Below are 17,159 nucleotides of genomic sequence, written 5' to 3'. Positions count from 1 at the left end.
TCTTCAGGTTCGTCCTGATTAATCGCGTGGTGCCTCGCGCACCAGGAATGAGGTGGCTGATGGCGGTCATATCGAAGGCGACGGTGCGCATCGCGGCGGCGGTGGCGCTGGCGGCGATAGCCGGCTGCTCCGCGGCGACCCAGGACGGACCGCCGCAGAGCACGAGCAAGGGGCGCATGGCGCCCGCCAAGGTTCCAGCCGCCCGCCCGGTCCGCCTGATAGGCGACGGCTCCACCGCGTACACCGGGGCGCAGCCCCACCAGCCCAGGCCCGCCCGCCTCGAACCCGGCGGGAAACCACCCCAGTTCGTGGTGTTCTCCTGGGACGGTGCCGGCGAGGACAGCCAGAAGCTGTTCTCCCACTTCCGCGCCGTCGGCAAGAAGTACGGCGCGACGATGACGTACTTCCTCAGCGGCGTCTACATGCTCCCCACCGACAAGGCGGAGCTCTACGAACCTCCTGGCCACGAGCCCGGCGCCTCGGCGATCGGCTTCAACGACGTCCGCGGGATCAAGGACACCGTGGCCCAGATGCGCGGCGCCTGGGAGGACGGCAACGAGATAGGCACCCACTTCAACGGCCACTTCTGCGGCCGTAATGGGGTGGGCAGTTGGACGCCGGAGGAGTGGCGCAGCGAGATCGAGCAGGCCGTCTCCTTCGTCCGGAACTGGAAGACCAACTCCGGCCTCAAGGGCGAGCCGCCGCTCCCGTTCGACTACGCCAAGGAGTTGGTCGGCGGCCGCGCGCCCTGTCTGGAGGGGCAGCGCAATCTGATACCCGCGGCCAAGGAGATGGGCTTCCGCTACGACGCCAGCTCGTCGGGCGGTCTGCAGACGTGGCCGCGGAAGATCGACGGCATCTGGGACTTCCCGCTCCAGGAAATACCGTTCCCCGGCCGGGACTTCGAGACCCTCTCGATGGACTACAACTTCCTGGCCAACCAGTCCGGCTCCACCCACGGCGACCGCGCGATGCACACCGCCTGGGGGCAGCAGATGCGCGACGGCATCCTGGACGCCTTCGACCGCGCCTACCAGGGCAACCGCGCCCCCCTGTTCGTCGGCGACCACTTCGAGTCATGGAACGGCGGCACGTACATGAAGGCCGTCGAGGAGGCGATCAAGGAGATCTGCCCCCGTAAGGGCGTGCGCTGCGTCAGCTTCAAGCAGTTGAGCGACTGGCTGGACGCGCAGGACCCGGAGATGCTGGCCAGGCTCCAGGACCTGCCGGTGGGCCGGGCGCCGGAGGACGGCTGGTCGGCGTACCTCTCGGATACTCCGGAAGCCGCCTCCGGCCCGGCGCCGGCGGCCCGGATCATGCCGGTTGCGGGGTAGCCGTCCCCTCGAAGAGCACGAAGGCGGGGTCGACCTGGGCAGCCAGGTCGGCCCCCGTCTTCGCGTTGCCCCAACTCTCCGCGTTCTTCAGGTGGAAGTGCACCATCTGGCGCGTGTAGCGCTCCCAGTCGCGGTCCTCGTAGGAGGCGTCGGCGGTGTCGTGCAGCGCCTCCAGGGCGCGGCGGTTGGTCTCCTCCAGGAGGGCGAAGGGGGCCGGACGGCCCTTCTCCACGGTCCGCACCCAGTCGGAGTGGCCCACGCACACCAGGAGGTCCGCGCCGACCTCGGAGCGGAGGAACGCCAGGTCGTCGGCCCCCTGGACCTTGTTGCCGACGACCTTCAACGGGACGCCGAAGTCCTGCGCGTACTCCTTGTACTGGCGGTAGACCGCGACGCCCTTACGGGTCGGCTCGGCGACCAGGAAGGTCATGTCGAAGCGGGTGAACATCCCGGAGGCGAAGGAGTCCGACCCCGCGGTCATGTCGACGACGACGTACTCCCCGCGGCCGTCGACGAGATGGTTCAGACACAACTCGACCGCCCCGACCTTGGAGTGGTAACAGGCCACGCCCAAGTCGGCCTCGGTGAACGGGCCGGTGGCCATCAACCGCACCGTCCCGTCGTCGAGCGGCACCGTCCGGGCGCAGGCGTCGTAGATCGGGTTTTCCTCGCCGATGCGCAGCAACCGGGAGCCCTCGCCGGGCGGGGTCGTCTTGATCATCGTCGCGGTGGACGGGATGCGGGGGTTGCTGCCGCGCAAGTAGTCCTTGATCAGGGGGAGATGGGCGCCCATCGCGGGCAGCGCGGCGGCCTGGGTCTCGGCCATGCCGAGCGCGACGCCCAGGTGTTGGTTGATGTCGGCGTCCACCGCGACGACGGGGACCTGGGCCGCGGCGAGGTGCCGGATGAACAAGGAGGACAGCGTGGTCTTGCCGCTGCCGCCCTTGCCTACGAAAGCGATCTTCATGTTCGGGGAGCGTAGGTGTGGTCAACCTCTCGACGGGTGGTTTACGTGAAGAAGACCACTCCTTCGAGGGGTTCGGGCTGGCGGTGCGTAGGGTCGTTCCCATGGCTGGAATCTCCCGGGGGACGCCCCCCGAACCACCCCAGGCGAGCACCGACCCGCTCGCGGCCCTGGCGTCGCTCCCGGGGGTCGCCGACTCCGTGGACTCCGTCCGCAAGGCCGTCGACCGGGTCTACGGGCACCGGATCATGCGGCGGCGCAGCACCGAGATCACCGCCGAGGCGGCGCTGCGCGGCGCCCGGGCCTCCGCGGCGCTGTCCGGGGCCGATTGGGCGCTCGAAGAGGTCCGCCGGCGCAGCGACTTCGGCACCGGCGACGAGCCGCGCACGGTCGGCGCCGCGCTGCGGTTGACCGCCGAGGCGGGCCAACTGCTCAGCGTCTGGCGGCAGTCGCCGCTGCGGGTGCTGGCCCGGCTGCACCTCGTTGCGGCCGGCGGCGGGGTGGCCGACGACACCGTGGGCCGGCCCCGGCGGAACGACGAGCCGGTGGACGAGCCGTTGGTCGAACTGCCGCTGCCGGACGCCGACGAGGTCGCCGGCCGGCTGGACGGGCTCTCCCGGCTCCTGCTGGCGGGCACCGAGGCGCCGGCCCTGGTGACGGCCGCAGTGGTGCACGGGGAACTCCTGGCGCTGCGGCCCTTCGGCACGTACAACGGGTTGGTCGCGCGGGCGGCGGAGCGGATCGTGCTGGTCGGCAGCGGGTTGGACCCGAAGTCGATCTGCCCGGCCGAGGTGGGGCACGCGGAACGGGGGAGCGCGGACTACGCGGGGGCCCTACAGGACTACGTCTCGGGCACGCCGGACGGCATGGCACGGTGGATCGCCCACTGTGGGCGCGCGGTCGAGCTGGGCGTACGGGAGAGCACGGCGGTCTGCGAGGCGTTGCAGCGCGGAGCGGCGTAACGGCGCGGTGCCCGGCCCCTGACACGGGTTGCGGCGGTACCAACCCTTCGGTACCGCCGCTGGCACGTCCGCCGAGTTACCAGGCGTGCTCGGTATTTGCCCATCAGGTCGGATTCCTTGTCCGCTTACCTGGTGCGGCTGGCCCGTAATCGACGGGTCGGCGTCGCGTGGGTGCTCGGCATTCATGCGTCGGTCCGTGGGCCTTGATGCGGTAAAGGCGTTCCTCTCGGATGTCCTTGGTCTCGCGGGCCGTTACGTCCTTTGTACTACTCATATGGGGTGAACGGAACCCCAGCCCGCAGATCTTTACGTTTGCGCGCAAATGTGGGCATTACGGCGAGTCGTTTCTTTCCGGTATTGCGACGGGTGGCGTACCAGACCAGCGTCGCGGTGGCGGCGGCCGCGCCGATCGCGGCGACGGCGGTGAGCGCCGGGCGGGAGGGCAGGGTCAGCGTCGGCAGCCGCTTCTTGAGCGGGACCGGCCGGTTGAAGGTGACCACCGGCCAGCCCCGGGCGACCGCCTCGCGGCGCAGCGCCCGGTCCGGATTGACCGCGCAGGGGTTGCCGACCGTCTCCAGCATGGGCACGTCGGTGATCGAGTCGCTGTACGCGAAGCAGCGCTGGAGGTCGTACCCCTCGGACGCGGCCAGTTCCCGGACAGCCTCCGCCTTCGTCGGGCCGTAGGCGTAGTACTCCACCTCTCCGGTGAAGCGGCCGTCGTCGCCGACCACCATCCTGGTGGCCACCACCCGGTCCGCGCCCAGGAGTTCGCCGATCGGCTCGACGACCTCGGCGCCGGAGGTGGAGACGATCACCACGTCCCGGCCGGCCGCGTGGTGTTCCTCGATGAGCGAGGCCGCCTCGTCATAAATGATTGGGTCGATGAGATCGTGCAGCGTTTCGGCGACGATCTCCCGGACCTGGGCCACGTCCCAGCCGCGGCAGAGCGACGAGAGATATTCGCGCATCCGCTCCATCTGGTCGTGATCGGCGCCGCCCGCGAGGAACACGAACTGGGCGTACGCGGTGCGCAGTACGGCCCGCCGATTGATCAGGCCGCCTTGGTAGAAGGACTTGCTGAAGGTCAGCGTGCTCGACTTTGCAATGACGGTCTTGTCCAAGTCGAAGAACGCGGCAGTACGGGGAGTCGAGTGAGGCACGGAGTGGTTTTCCACGGGGGCGAGCATAGGCGCCCACCATTCGGCGTAAGGTGTGGCGCGTGGGTTTGCCTGAGAAGGCTCTCGGGTACACCATGGAAGTCACGGATCGTTCGCGACCGTGCTAACCCGGTCCGGCTCCTCCCCCCCCGAGTCGGCCGTGGGGACGACCCCCGCTCTCCCCCCCGGCGGGGGTCGTCGCATGTCCGGGTGCGTTTTTCGCCGTGAGCCCTTGATTCACCTGATTTCCGCGCGCTGTTGGCGCGCGCTTCTGACATGCATATGCCATCACTCAGGGTAGTTGCCGCGCTGCTCTGCGGAGGCTTCACATGCGCCTCAGGAGCCCTCCCGCGTCGCTGGAATAGGTGACGGGGATATTCACAACCGCTGAGTTGTCCACAGTTTTGGGTCAAGATCCACACGGATTTCCCGATCGCTGCACCGTAAAAGTCCGCGAAGTTCGCGGAAGCGCGAGTTGCGTAGCGATAGGGGGACAGAACGTGTCCGGATCATCTACTTCCGACCAGCCGGTGCGAAGCGGTGAAGAGCGGGACGGTCCGCTGCTGATCACCGAGGACGAAGAGCTCCTCGACGACCTTCTGCGGCTCTGTGCGGCGGCCGGTGCGTTGCCCGAAGTGGCACACCGTCCTCCTCTGTGCGCACCGGAGTGGGAATCGGCGCCGTTGGTGATCGTCGGCGCGGATTGTGCCGCGCGACTGTCCGGCACCGGGCGGCGGCCCGGCGTGGTCATCGCCGGGCGGGACGCGGACGACGTCGCGGTGCTGCGGCAGGCGGTGGCGGTCGGGGCGGAGCGGGTGCTGGCCCTTCCGGAGGGCGAGCGCTGGCTGGTGGATCGGATCGCCGACGCGGTCGAGGGAGCGGGCGCGCCGGCCCTGACGGTCGGGGTCATCGGCGGACGGGGCGGCGCCGGGGCGAGCACCCTCGCGGTGGCGCTGGCCGTCACCGCCGCCCGCGCGGGGGAGCGGACCCTGCTGGTGGACGGCGACCCTCTGGGCGGCGGTCTGGACGTCCTGCTCGGCGGCGAGCAGGAGAAGGGGCTGCGGTGGCCGGCGTTCGCCGAGTCGCACGGCCGGGTGGCGGGCGGCGCGCTCGCCGAGTCGTTGCCCCGACTGCATTCCTTACGGGTCCTGAGCTGGGACCGGGGTGCGGAGGTGGCCATTCCGCCGCCGGCGATGCGGGCGGTCCTGGCCGCGGCGCGGCGGCGCGGCGGCGTGGTGGTCGTCGACCTGCCGCGTCGGGTGGACGAGACCACCGCCGAAGCGCTGGCACAGGTGGACGTGGGGCTGCTGCTCGTGCCGGCGGAGCTGCGGGCGGTGGCGGCGGCGCGCCGGGTGGCCGATGCGGTGCGGGCGGTGCTCCGTGACGTCCGGGTGGTGGCCTGCGGGCAGCCCGGGGTGGGGCACGGCGGCGGGCCGGGTGCGGAGGAGACCGCGCGCCTGGTGGGGCTGCCGCTGGCCGGCGAGTTGGCGTGGGACGCGGGGCTGCCGGAGGACCTCGCGCGGGGGACGGTGCCCGGAGCGCGGGCGCGGGGGCCGTTGGCGCGGTTCTGTGCGGGCTTCTGGGAGCGGGCGCGGGGCGGGGGCGCGGAGCCGGTCGGGGGCGCGGGGGAGCGGGAGTTGGGGGGTGCGTCGGAATGAGGCGGCGGATCGCGAGGGCGTTGTGGGGCCGGGGCCGGGCGGCCGCGGGGCGGTGCGGTCCTCGGTTCGGGGATCCGTGGCGGGACGGGCTGCGGTGCGGGGCCGGGTGGTGGTCCCGGGGGAGTAGGTGTGCCGTCGGTCCCTTCGGGGGCGCGGGGGTCGGGGCGGCCGTCCTGGGGGGTGGTGCGGGATGAGCCGGGAGTTGTTGGACGGGGTGCGGCGGCGGCTCGCCGAGGCCGGGGCGGAGCCGACGCCGGCCCGGGTGGCGGTGGCGCTGCGCGCGGAGGGACGACTCCTCGGGGACGCCGAAGTGCTGGGCGTGGTGGGCGCGTTGCGCTCGGAGATGGTGGGCAGCGGGCCGTTGGAGCCGCTGCTGGCCGCGCCCGACGTGACGGACGTCCTGGTGACCGCGCCGGACGCGGTGTGGGTGGACCGGGGCGGCGGGTTGGAGCGCACCGACGTCCGGTTCCGGGACGCGGCCGAGGTGCGCAGACTGGCGCAGCGGCTGGCGGCGGTCGCCGGGCGGCGGCTGGACGACGCCCGCCCGTGGGTGGACGCCCGGCTTCCCGACGGCACCCGGCTGCACGCCGTGCTGCCCCCGGTAGCGGTCGCCGGGACGTGCCTGTCCCTGCGGGTGCTGCGGCCCCGGGCCTTCGCGCTGCCGGAGCTGGTGGCGGCGGGGACGGTGCCGCCGGGCGGCGACCGGCTGCTCCGGGCGCTGCTGGCGGCCCGACTGTCGTTCCTGGTCAGCGGCGGTACGGGGTCCGGCAAGACGACGTTGCTCAGCACCCTGCTGGGCCTGGTCGGTCCGGCCGAACGGATCGTGTTGGCCGAGGACTCCGCGGAGCTGCGGCCGGATCACCCCCATGTGGTGCGGCTGGAGACCCGGCCCGCCAATCAGGAGGGCGCCGGCCGGGTGACCCTTCGGGACCTGGTGCGGCAGGCGCTGCGGATGCGGCCGGACCGGTTGGTGGTCGGGGAGGTCCGCGGAGCCGAGGTCACGGACCTGTTGGCGGCGCTCAATACGGGCCATGAGGGTGAGTGCCTGGCCTAACCATACATGCAGGGGCGCAACTCAACGAGAGTACGCACAACGGGCAACGCCCCTGCTCATAGGGGTAGTTGGCGGACAACGAGAGGCCCCGCCCATGCACCACGGGGGGAGGCGCAGGGACGGGGCCGCTCTGGTCAGCGCGTGGGGTGACCTGCGGGGGACTGGGCTCGCAGTTCTCCCAGCCGTCTTTGGTACAAGGGTCCGGCCACATGCGCCGCCCGTGCCGGAGACGGGGCCGCATCCTCGATCATGCGTTGTGCGGCGGCCTTGAGCAGCGCGGACCAAGCCAACACGTGCTGTTGCGCCGATCGTCCGCACTCCTGGGGTTCACCGGGCAGACACAGCGGAACCTGTTCGGGACCAAGGAGTTTCAGGGCCGCATGCCGAACGTATCCGGCGATCACATGCCACTGTTCCTCGGTCCGCTGAGCACCCCCCTGCCCCTCTTGAAACCAGGTGCCGAAGTCGTCCCCGTGATCGTCCATTTGTGCACTCCTGCGGGTCTCTGGTTACGCGGGTGCGCCGATCGTAGTCCCCTTCACTGACCCGTTCGCCTCCCTTGGGTCACAGTGACCCACTGACGGGGGACACGGCCCGCACGGGCCGCACATGGGGAGGAATTGCGGGGGCGTGCATGACTGCGCCCCTTCGCCGTGAACCGCCGTGATATCGGCCAACACCTGTTCCATCTGGGCGCCACCCCAGATTTCGGAGAGAGGGGATTCCAGTACGTTGCCGATGTTCAGGAAGCGCCCCAGCACACACGGCCACACGTCGCCGTTCGGGCCGATAGCGCATTTCTCATGTGCGCAGTGCCCACACAGATCAGCGATGGTCGGCGCTGCGCCCTTGCTGGCCCTTCCGAACGCCCGTGTACGGTCTCCGCCAACTTGTCCCACGCCAAGGGTTTGCAGGTCTTGCAGCGCCTCTTGAACGCGCTGTTCCTTCTGAACCGCGACGACTCCACCCCGCACGGGAATGTTCAGGCTGAGCGCCTTCTGAACGTTGTTCCGCGTGCGCTTGTGGGAGCCGCGAAGGTTGGTCACCTCGTCGTGCTCACGTGCCGTGTCGGAGTAGTACGACGTGGCGAGCTTGACTCCGAACTCCGTGAACGCATCCCACAACTCGTCCCGAATATGGGACATGTTCGAGAACACCTCGATGGAAAGACCCGCTTCACTTGCATGCCGGATGAGTTCGGGAAGGTGCGGGTAAAGCGTCGGTTCCCCGCCGATGAACTGCACGTCACACGCGCCCATGTCGGCCAGTTGATCGATGGTGTGGCGCCAGTTGTCCACGGTCATCGTGCCGTGAGTCCCCTTGGGGGACGAGTCGGCGTAGCAGTGGTCACAGAACTCGTTGCAGAATCCCGTGACCTCTAACCATGCGAATTTCAGTCGGTTTCGGGCAGTGCTCACTGCGAGACTCCTTACGACTGTCGGTGTGTGAGCCCCGCCCCTGCCGAGGTTCCGAGGCGGGAAGCGCACTTCGGTAACGTTCGGCAGGGACGGGAGTTTATAGATGGCCGGTAGCGGCCATGGTGGGAATCGTGCCGACGAGAACGGCCACGACGAAGACGAACGTGGGCCAAGCCATCCGACCGAGGAACCTTTTCACCATCGGAACGGCTCTCCCTTCCCGCCCGCGCAGAAGGGGCAGGGGACCCGGCCTTTGTGCTGGCACGATTCGCAGCCGCCGAACCCGCAACAGTCGGAACACCACGTTTCGCGGTGCCCGAAGCAACCAGCGCAGATGGTGCACAAGGCTTCGTAGGTGAGAGCAGGAGCGGACTTAGGGCGCTTCGTCGGGGCCTTTCTCGAATTTCGCTTTCGGGCGGGCTTGCTGGCCGTCGCCGTGGTCACAGCCGCCCCCGTCTCTTCTGGCGGGCCATTTCGGCGCGCACCCGCCGCATGGTGAGGCTCTCCGAAAGGTCGTCGGCCGCGCGGTCGTGCTGGGGCTCTTCGTCGCCCTGGTCGGGGCATTGAGGGTGCCCGCATGTGCACTTCGGCCATGCGGCCAGCGCGGAACGGAGCGGCTGACAAGCGTCTTGAAGAAAGCCGGTCGCCGCCCCCTCATGTCGTGACTCGCTGCCGCTCACGACCACTGGGGCACCTCCGGAAGATCCATTCCCGTAGTGGCCAGCACGAGGGAACGGCGGCTCTGCCGAAGCGCCCGTTGGCGTCGCTCATGGGCTACGAGGTACGGGCGAACAAGTCCAATGTCCTCACCCCTCAGCGCGGGCACCGGCGGCGCAGGAACGGCCTGAACGGGCGCGACGAACGGGCGGGACTCCGGCGCCCGGTGGCGCCCTCCAGCGGGGAGGAACCATCGCAGTAACCGAGTCAGGAGTCTGGTTGTATTGGGCATGTCGTCAACCTCCCGGGGTTGGTGGCCACGCCCCCGGATCGGTCGGACGGTCGCGGGGGTACTTGCTGCCTTGTCCACGCTTCTCGCCCGGCGAATGCCTGCATAGCGGCCCCCTGTAGGCCAACTGTCGGCCAGAATGAAGGCATGACCAGCGCTATCGGGGCCAACATCAAGCGTGAGCGTGACCGCCTCGGGTGGAGTCAAGCGCGCCTAGCGAGGGAGGTTTGCCGGGCCGCTGGCGTCCAAGGCGATCCGGTCGGCCGCCAAGAGGTCAGCCGGTGGGAAACAGGGAAGCGCAAGCCGCGCGAATGGCTGCCGTTCCTTGCTGCCGCCCTCGCGGTGCCTGTGGAAGTGCTCACGGCGCCGCAGGCACCCGCTGAGCCGCCTTTGCCGTCATTGGCCGACTACATGCCCGAGGGTGACCCGCTGGCCGCTCTCGGCGCCCGTGAGGGGCGCAGGGTCGGCATAGGCCAGGTGGACGACTTGCAGCAGCGAGTCCATGGCCTACGACTGGCCGACGATGTCCTAGCCGGTGGTGACCTCATTCGGCCCGCGCTGCGGGAACTTCGGTCAGCCGTCCGCCTCTACCGCGAGAGTGCACACACAGACAGCGTTGGGCGCCAACTGCTATGTCAAATCGCTGAGTTAGCGCAGATCGCCGGATGGATTGCCAGCGATGCCGGGCAGCACTCTGAGGCTGAAGAGATCTACCGGCTAGGCATCAGCGCAGCAAGGCAAGCCGAGGACCCCACCCTTGCCGGGAATCTCGCTGGTTCTCTGGCATACCAAATGACCAACACCGGTAGGGAAGTTGAGGGTCTACAGCTTGCCCGTGCAGCGCTTGACGGGGCCGGGCTGGACGTGCCCCCGAAGGCGCGCGCGCTGTACCTTGATCGGGTGGCGTGGGCGCACACGAAAGCTGGGGGCGTTGAGCACACGCAACACGCAATGCGCGCTCTCGGAGAAGCCAGCGAGGCACTAGCCGAGGACAGCGCGGGAACCGAGTCTCCGGCATGGCTCTATTGGGTAGACGCTGGTGAACTTCAGGTCATGGAATCGCGCGTCTACACCGAGTTGCGCCGACCGCTTCGAGCCGTCCCCCTATTGCGTGACGTGCTCAGCCGGTACGACGCGACCCACACGCGGGAATTGGCGCTCTACCTCTCGTGGCTCGCGGTGGCCTACGCCGATGCGAATGAGCCTGAGGAAGCAGCAACCACGGCGGAACGCGTGATCAGCATTTCAGCAGATGTGGCCAGTCAGCGGACGGCCGAACGGGTCCGCGTCGTGCTAGCACGGCTGATGGAGTACGCCGACGTGCCGGAGGTACGGGCGCTTCTGCAACAGTCTGAGTGATCACGGAACGTATATCGAATCCCCCGGTCGGCCGCGACGCTGCGTGATCAAACACGGAAAGCCCGGTACCCACCCGCAGCGAAGCGAGTAGGTACCGGGCATGGGGTCATTCAGAAGTGTTCCGGGCATTCACAGATCACGCCCAGCGCCGCCGGGTCGGGGTCGGTACCGGCCTCAGCCTGGAACAGGCCCAGGAAGAGCGGCCACAGGGGATGAACACTGACCTTGTCGGGGTCTTCGTCCGCCAACACACAAGCCAGTTCCCGGAGTTCGTCACTCAGCGGCGGAAGGCTGTCCGCCCACCAACACTGACGTTGGTAGAGCGATTCGCCGTTCTCGTCCGGCATGTGCCGCATCACGGCTGCGGTGTTCGGGTCATACACGGCGGGACTCCTCAACTGCCGCACGGGCGGCTGCTCTCATGGCTTCCAATGGGTCCGTCTCGCCCGCCTCAGTCGCCCTCTCGTGAGCCGACAAGGCGGCGTCGAGCTGGGCCAGGAAGCGGAGTCCCGGATGAGCGACCGGCGCCCCCGCACTGCCGGGCACAAGAACGCCGTCCCTGGCGATCTGAGCCACCAGCGCGCCCCAGACGGCCCGAAGGTCGTCGTAGCGCTCCCCGTCGCCCTCAGCGGCCGTCACGGGCCTTCTCTCGGCGGTCGTGGCGGTCGCCTTCCGGGCCCGTGCTGCCGCCTTCCTGTGTGCGTCGCTGCAATACCGGGTCCGCCGGTCCGCTGCCGCCGGAAGCTCCACGCCGCACGGGGCGTATTCGCATCGCCTTTTCAATCGTTCCCCCTCTTGAGTTAGCGGACACTCTGGAAGGTCGTGTCCGGGACGGACGCGTTTTTCTTTGGGGAGCTGGGATCGCCAGAGCGCATGTCCACCGAACTTTCGGAGCGCTCTGCCCTCCCTTCGGCGCGGAAGGCAGAATGAATGCGCTCAGGCGTCACGGCGCGTTTCAATCACGGGACGACATCGCTTGCATTCGATGGTCCAGCAATCCGAACGCTCATCGCGCCGCGCATCTGCGGGCAATTGCTCCTGGAGCCGGTAGCCGATTCGCTGGCACGAGCGGCAGCGCGCGGGAATGCGCGGTCTGTTGTCTCCGCTGAGCACTGCCCGACCATCCGGCCGCACCCATGCCGGGCGCATCCACGAAGGCCACTCGCTCAACTCCTCAGCCGTGCCAGGAATCTCGTGAACCCTGAACGCAATCAGCGTGCGGCCATCGCTGAGTTTGTGGGCAGCCCCCCTCTTGCGCGCCCACCCCTTTCCGGTGAGGTACCCCCCTATGTCGTCAGGGCACTGGATACACATGCCCGCCCCCAGGGACACGCGGTCAATACGCACCCCTGAGAGCAGTTCAACGAACAAGGGAGTCAGGCCAGTTCGGCAAGCTCAGCGGAGACAAGCCACTCAGCCTCGCTCTGTGGAACGTCGTACATCTTGCCATTCTGGAGGACGTGCGACGGGATGCCGTTGGTGGTCGGGCCGTAGCTCATGTGGCCGGTCATGCGAACGGTCACGGTCGGCTCATCGGCGTTGAAGAAAGACATGGTGGAGAACTCCTCTTAGGCGGTAACGGTGATCTTGCAGACGGCAGCGGCATTCGGGACGGCGATGGCAGCACGAGCGATTGCGCGCACGGCGGTGCCATCCTTGAGGAATCCGAACTGATCGGAAATCTGGAACCCGGCATCCTTCCGCCACACAGCGAAAATCTGGTCCGCCTCGTAGGCGAGAACGTCCGTGCCCGGCATGAACGAAGAGATCCACACTGGAACTCCCAGAATCGCCCGCTGAATACCAGCGGTGGGAGAACCAGCCGACTCGCTCAGAAGCGGCTTCAGCGAACCGGAGGTCTCTCGCAGTGCCATAAGCCCCGCCCACGTGGTCGGGTGCATCACAACGGCCGTCGCCTTCGAGTTGACCGCTTCGAGCTTCCCGAACGCGGCAACGAACGCGTCAAGGTCCTTGAATCCGCCCTTGGCTTCGTGGGTCTGGATTCCCGGCGTGTTCGCGATGCCCACAAATCCCTTGTTAGCCCCTGTGCCTACTAGGGCCTCGCGGTCGAACCCAAGAGAGACGGACCGCATAAGCGACTTGGCCACCGGGTTCATGAATGCCGAACCCCCGTCTTCTACAAGCTCGTTGGCCAACATATCTGCGGCTGCGATTTTCCTCGGTGTCACCTTCAGCGGTTCAGCGCCGAAACCTCCGGTCGGCAGGTCATCAAGCTCTGATACGAAACCAGCCGTGAAGTCCGAGCGGATCACGGGGAAGGAGTAGGTTTCAGCGTTCGTCTGCACCCGGTTTACGCCGGACGCCATAACGACCGACTGAGGGGCGAGAAGGTCAACGAACTTGGTTGCCATCTCTTCCGGGCTAAAAGCCTTGCCGGTACCCACCGTGGTGACGCCGCGCGCTGCCTGAATGGAACGACTCATGAGATCGCCCGGCGTTGCGGTGTTCACGCTCTCGCTGCGAGCGGTGAAATCCCGCTTAGTTCCCATGGTCTTGAGCGGGGAGGTTATGCACATGGCTTCATCCTCAGCGGCCGCAGCGGTGATGTGACGCTTCGCCGTGGTGTCGTGTTCGGCTATTTCATCCAGCAAGGCCGTTTCCCGCTTTCGCTCAGCAGGTGTCAGAGAACGATTCTGGGACTGCGTGGAGAGTTCCCGCAGCTTATTTGCCGCGACCTCTCGCCTTTCCATGGCATCATTTGCAATTTCGGCGTGATTCAAGGGGTGCTCCTTAGTGGGAACGGGAATCTTGACCACCGACTCACGTGAGTCGGTGATGTAGATACGAGAAAAGCCCGGATTCCTCGCTCAACCGTGGCAGCGGTCGCTCAGCAAGAAACCCGGGCTTTGAGTTAGGGGAACGCACTGCCATGCATCCTCGGGGGTGCACAAGAAACCGGCGGCGGAGTCCCCTCAACGGCTGGCCGGTCGCCTCTGTGCATCCCTTCACTTGCACTAGAGCGCAAGGGTTGCCTGGCGAGGGGCTTTCCTTCACTTTCGGGGAGGCTGGATTTTGTGACGTCCGTCACGGTGCGGTGAAGCGGTGATTGAAGGGCGTTTCTCGTTTTCCTTGTGAGTTTCTACAGGGATATCTGAAACTTGGTAAGAACCACCGTTCCACCGCACTCCGCTGGCCAGGGCTTGGCTCCGCAGGTTGCCCGCAGGTGTGTGCATCGCGCTCGCTGCTGTGCCAGGGCAAGTGCCTCAGTCTTGCTGCCGGTGACGGAGTGGCGTTTTGAAGGCCGATCCTGTTTTCCCTGTGGAGTTTCACAAGGGTATTGAGATCTCCTACCAAACCGTCACTTCGTCATCTCCGCTGTCCGGTTCTGAGGCCGGAGGGCGTCAGTGGGCCCCAGACGCACGAAACGGCCGCCACTGGGGCAAGACTCCAGGGCGGCCGTCAACGGCTCACAGATCGCCTTACGCGGCCTTCTGGTACTCATCCTCGGTGGCGGTGATACCGGCAAGCTCTGCTGCCGCAGGGTCATCCCGGAACCACGCCGGACCCTCGAACTCAACCGACACCCGCTTTGGGTCAAATCGCCTTGGTGCACCGGGTGTTGCGGGGCGGACTACCACCCGGGCCCCCAGGTCGGCCAACAAGGCCCGTCGTCCTTCTTCCGTTCGCCGCTGCCACTCGTTCGCCACCGTTCCCCCAGCGTCCACCCAGCGGCCTTCGGCGTGGTTGGCTTCCGTGCGCAATTCGGCTTGCCGGTTTTCCAGCGCGGTCAACTGTGCAATGGCCACGCGTGCCGCCGTTCCGTTCGGGTCGAGTTGAGCCAGGTTCCCGGCAAGGCGCTCAATCTGCGTCGTCACCTCAGAGAGTTGCAGTACCGCGCTGCCATCAGGTTCCGTCCAGCGCTTGAGTGCGAATGTGCCGAACCGCTTCAAGTACTCGGCGGAAACGAGTTCGTCTAGGTGGTGCGCCGTGATGACGTTCGGGCGGTGAATTCCCCGCTTGCCGACACCGGCGCCGCATACATAGGTGCTGTAGTCCTTGCCGTTGACCTCACGGCGCTGCCGGTAAAGGGGACCGCTGCACTCGGAGCACATCGCGACGTGGAGAAGTAGGGCCTTGCCGCTGCGCTCAACTCCGCGCCCTTTGGACTTGCCGTCAATGATTGCGCGTACTGCCGCCCAGGTCTCGCCGTTAAGGATCTCGGGTCCGGCGGAAATGGGGCGTCCTTCTGCGTCAAGGACGGGTTGATTGTGGATCGCTCCGCGCTTCTTGCCAGGAACGGACTGGACTAGCCACCCGCGAACGGCAGGCGTGTAGAGAACGTCCCGCAGCGTTGTGGTGTGCCATTTTCCTCCGCGCATCTTGCGCCCGTCCCGCTGTCTTGCGTGCTCTGCCGGAGGGAGAATTTCACGCTCGTTCAAATCACGAGCAAGGCCAGTCAGTGTTGCGCCATGATTGATGAGCTTGTCCGCGCACTCTCGGATGATCGCTGCGGCTGTTTCGTCGATCGTCCAACGCTTGTCGTTCACCGGGCCGGTAACTTTGTATCCGTAGGGTGCAAGCCCACCCAGGTGGTTGCCGCGCGAACGGAAGTGCTCTTTCGAGGCCACAATGCGTGCGGTAATCATTTCGCGTTCGTGTTGGGCGAACGCAGCGAGAACGCCAATGACGATACTCGCGCTTTCTGGGCTGACAATTCCGTCTGCCGTGATTATCGTCGTCTGCATTGACTTTGCGGCAGCGAGAAGGCGTTCAAATTCCAAAATGCTTCGCGCGAAGCGATCGAGCTTCGCGGCAATCACGTAGTCAACGCGTGGAAGCCAGGAAAGCACTTCCCGCATACCGGGCCGGTCTTCGAGCTTGCTTGCCCCACTGACGTTCGTGTCAGTGGCAACGTGCACCACCTTCCATCCGCGCTGTTCGGCGTAGGCACGGCACGCGGCAATGCGGTGGTCGGGGGCTTCCTCGGCGAAGAGCCGGGACAGTCGGTCGTAGATCACGCAGGTGGGCTGACTCATGGAAACCCCTAGAGCGCAACGGTTCCCTAGGCCATGGACGGCTAGGGAGGGCACCCGGGGGGCTCCGGGACCGTTCATGCCAATGCCGCGTGCGATGTGCCGGCCCGGCTGGAGGCGCTCGGCTGCACCGCCGGACTGGACCGGGCGGCCCTGCACAGCCAGTTGGCGGCCGCGTTGTCCGTCGTGCTGCACCTGGTCCGCGACCGCGCGGGGCGGCGGCGCATCGCCGAGATCCACGTCCTGGAACGGGACCGGGACGGCTTCGTGGTGACGGTGCCGGCCGCCGTGTGGAGCCCGGAGGGGTTCCAAGAGGCGCGCGGCTGGGGGCGGTTGGCCCGGTTGTGCGAGAGGGGTGGGGAGACGTGCTGAGCGGGCGGGCGGGGGCGCTGGTGGTGCCGGCAGTGGTGGTGGGGTGCCTGGTGCTGCTGGCGTGGCGGCTGCGGCGCGAACGGGCCCTGCGGCGACGGGCGGCGGCGGTCCTGGGGGACGTCGGGGCGGCGCACGCCGCGGTCGGGTGGCCTGGCCGGGGGCGTGCGGCGGCGCTGCGGGAGTGGGGGGCCGGGCGGGCGGCCGACGGCGAGGGGGCACGGCGGTGGCGGCTCGGGCGCCGGATCGAGGTCGGCGCGGAGGTCTGGTGCCTGCCGGCCGGCATCGCGCTGGGGGTGCTGGGGCGGTCGGTGCTGCCCGTTGCGGGCGCGGCGGCGGCCCTGGTGGTCGTACGGCGGTGGCTGGCCGGGCGGGCGCGGCGGCGGGCGGCGGACCGGCGGGCGGCGGCGGTGATCCGGTTCTGCGGGGCGGTGGCGGGGGAACTGCGGGCCGGCCGGCAGCCGGACCGGGCCCTGGTCGCGGCCGGCGTGGCGGGCTTGGGGGAGGCCGGGCCCGCGGTGCTGGCGGCCGCGCGGTACGGCGGGGACGTCCCCGGGGCGCTGCGGGCGGCGGCGCGCCGGCCCGGGGCCGAGGGGCTGATCGGGGCGGCGGCGTGCTGGCGGGTCGCCGTGGAGGGCGGGGCGGGGCTGGCCCGCGGGCTGGAGCGGATCGCGGCCGGCCTGGCCGCGCAACGGGACCAACGGGAGGAGCTCCAGGCCCAGTTGGCCGGCCCGCGGGCCACTGCCCTGATGCTCGCGCTGCTCCCGGTGGGCGGGCTGGTGATGGGCGGTGCGCTCGGCGCCGACCCCCTGGGGGTGCTGCTGCACACCCCGGCCGGGTGGGGCTGCCTGCTCGTCGGCGGGCTCCTGGAGTGGGGCGGAGTGGCCTGGACAGGCCGGATCGTCGCCGATGCGTCGGCGGTACGGAAGTGAAGGGGGCGGGTG

General features: G+C 68.2%; 12 protein-coding genes and 2 pseudogenes. 7 read left to right on the top strand and 7 right to left on the bottom strand.

Translation table 11 applies throughout. The features are described from left to right. Positions 1 to 59 precede the first annotated feature (59 nt). Positions 60 to 1,334, top strand: coding sequence for a hypothetical protein (locus tag ACIQU6_RS05840; protein WP_403480387.1), 1,275 nt, complete (start codon positions 60 to 62; stop codon positions 1,332 to 1,334). Here ACIQU6_RS05840 and ACIQU6_RS05835 read toward each other — a convergent pair. Further along, positions 1,315 to 2,301: an ATP-binding protein gene (locus tag ACIQU6_RS05835; protein WP_403480386.1), complete on the bottom strand. Its 987-nt coding sequence runs from the start codon at positions 2,299 to 2,301 to the stop codon at positions 1,315 to 1,317. The two genes, ACIQU6_RS05840 and ACIQU6_RS05835, sit on opposite strands and share 20 nt — an antisense overlap. Before the next feature lie 101 nt (positions 2,302 to 2,402). Between ACIQU6_RS05835 and ACIQU6_RS05830 the strand changes: the two genes are divergently transcribed. Beyond that, positions 2,403 to 3,260 carry an oxidoreductase gene (locus tag ACIQU6_RS05830; RefSeq protein ID WP_403480385.1) on the top strand — a complete coding sequence of 286 codons (858 nt, stop codon included), beginning with the start codon at positions 2,403 to 2,405 and terminating at the stop codon, positions 3,258 to 3,260. A 266-nt stretch (positions 3,261 to 3,526) separates the two neighbouring features. On the opposite strand, the gene ACIQU6_RS05825 is transcribed toward ACIQU6_RS05830, so the two are convergent. After that, a complete protein-coding gene (locus tag ACIQU6_RS05825; protein ID WP_403480384.1) occupies positions 3,527 to 4,447 on the bottom strand; it encodes an HAD family hydrolase in 921 nt (306 codons plus the stop codon). Between the two features lie 470 nt (positions 4,448 to 4,917). On the opposite strand from ACIQU6_RS05825, the gene ssd reads away from it, so the two are divergent. Together ssd and ACIQU6_RS05815 are read left to right on the top strand one after the other, a co-directional pair. Beyond that, positions 4,918 to 6,075: a septum site-determining protein Ssd gene (ssd, locus tag ACIQU6_RS05820; RefSeq protein ID WP_403480383.1), complete on the top strand. Its 1,158-nt coding sequence runs from the start codon at positions 4,918 to 4,920 to the stop codon at positions 6,073 to 6,075. 190 nt (positions 6,076 to 6,265) lie between these two features. Then, positions 6,266 to 7,120 (top strand): annotated as a pseudogene (locus tag ACIQU6_RS05815) (TadA family conjugal transfer-associated ATPase); the annotation flags it as partial. Between the two features lie 518 nt (positions 7,121 to 7,638). Here ACIQU6_RS05815 and ACIQU6_RS05810 read toward each other — a convergent pair. Beyond that, positions 7,639 to 8,547, bottom strand: a complete 909-nt coding sequence (locus ACIQU6_RS05810; protein ID WP_403480382.1) for a radical SAM protein — start codon at positions 8,545 to 8,547, stop codon at positions 7,639 to 7,641. 1,093 nt (positions 8,548 to 9,640) lie between these two features. Between ACIQU6_RS05810 and ACIQU6_RS05805 the strand changes: the two genes are divergently transcribed. Continuing rightward, positions 9,641 to 10,852 (top strand): helix-turn-helix transcriptional regulator, encoded by a 1,212-nt coding sequence (locus ACIQU6_RS05805; RefSeq protein WP_403480381.1) that lies wholly within the window; start codon positions 9,641 to 9,643, stop codon positions 10,850 to 10,852. A gap of 110 nt (positions 10,853 to 10,962) precedes the next feature. Here ACIQU6_RS05805 and ACIQU6_RS05800 read toward each other — a convergent pair whose 3' ends face one another. From ACIQU6_RS05800 to ACIQU6_RS05785, 4 genes are all read right to left on the bottom strand, one after another. Then, entirely contained in the window at positions 10,963 to 11,235 is a 273-nt protein-coding gene (locus tag ACIQU6_RS05800) for a hypothetical protein (RefSeq protein WP_403480380.1), read from the bottom strand. A 993-nt stretch (positions 11,236 to 12,228) separates the two neighbouring features. Continuing rightward, positions 12,229 to 12,405 carry a hypothetical protein gene (locus ACIQU6_RS05795; protein ID WP_403480379.1) on the bottom strand — a complete coding sequence of 59 codons (177 nt, stop codon included), beginning with the start codon at positions 12,403 to 12,405 and terminating at the stop codon, positions 12,229 to 12,231. 15 nt (positions 12,406 to 12,420) lie between these two features. Further along, on the bottom strand, positions 12,421 to 13,593 hold the full coding sequence (locus tag ACIQU6_RS05790; protein WP_403480378.1) for a phage major capsid protein: 1,173 nt from the start codon (positions 13,591 to 13,593) through the stop codon (positions 12,421 to 12,423). Positions 13,594 to 14,292: 699 nt separating this feature from the next. Continuing rightward, positions 14,293 to 15,849, bottom strand: coding sequence for a recombinase family protein (locus ACIQU6_RS05785; protein ID WP_403480377.1), 1,557 nt, complete (start codon positions 15,847 to 15,849; stop codon positions 14,293 to 14,295). A 48-nt stretch (positions 15,850 to 15,897) separates the two neighbouring features. Here ACIQU6_RS05785 and ACIQU6_RS05780 point away from each other — a divergent pair. Next, positions 15,898 to 16,218 (top strand): annotated as a pseudogene (locus ACIQU6_RS05780) (ATPase, T2SS/T4P/T4SS family); the annotation flags it as partial. Beyond that, positions 16,215 to 17,147 carry a type II secretion system F family protein gene (locus ACIQU6_RS05775; RefSeq protein WP_403480502.1) on the top strand — a complete coding sequence of 311 codons (933 nt, stop codon included), beginning with the start codon at positions 16,215 to 16,217 and terminating at the stop codon, positions 17,145 to 17,147. The pseudogene ACIQU6_RS05780 and the gene ACIQU6_RS05775, both read left to right, overlap by 4 nt. Positions 17,148 to 17,159 lie beyond the last annotated feature (12 nt).

It is taken from the genome of Streptomyces sp. NPDC090442, assembly GCF_044769405.1.
In the GTDB taxonomy this organism is placed as follows: Bacteria; Actinomycetota; Actinomycetes; order Streptomycetales; family Streptomycetaceae; genus Streptomyces.
Note: the sequence above shows the minus strand (reverse complement) of the source record. Positions and strands in the feature narration are given on the sequence as shown.

What these genes read in the sequence shown, in the direction of transcription:
- ACIQU6_RS05840 (WP_403480387.1), top strand. Translation starts at nt 60, where the DNA reads ATGGCGGTCATATCGAAGGCGACGGTGCGCATCGCGGCGGCGGTGGCG.
- ACIQU6_RS05835 (WP_403480386.1), bottom strand. Translation starts at nt 2,301, where the DNA reads ATGAAGATCGCTTTCGTAGGCAAGGGCGGCAGCGGCAAGACCACGCTG.
- ACIQU6_RS05830 (WP_403480385.1), top strand. Translation starts at nt 2,403, where the DNA reads ATGGCTGGAATCTCCCGGGGGACGCCCCCCGAACCACCCCAGGCGAGC.
- ACIQU6_RS05825 (WP_403480384.1), bottom strand. Translation starts at nt 4,447, where the DNA reads ATGCTCGCCCCCGTGGAAAACCACTCCGTGCCTCACTCGACTCCCCGT.
- ACIQU6_RS05805 (WP_403480381.1), top strand. Translation starts at nt 9,641, where the DNA reads ATGACCAGCGCTATCGGGGCCAACATCAAGCGTGAGCGTGACCGCCTC.
- ACIQU6_RS05795 (WP_403480379.1), bottom strand. Translation starts at nt 12,405, where the DNA reads ATGTCTTTCTTCAACGCCGATGAGCCGACCGTGACCGTTCGCATGACC.
- ACIQU6_RS05785 (WP_403480377.1), bottom strand. Translation starts at nt 15,849, where the DNA reads ATGAGTCAGCCCACCTGCGTGATCTACGACCGACTGTCCCGGCTCTTC.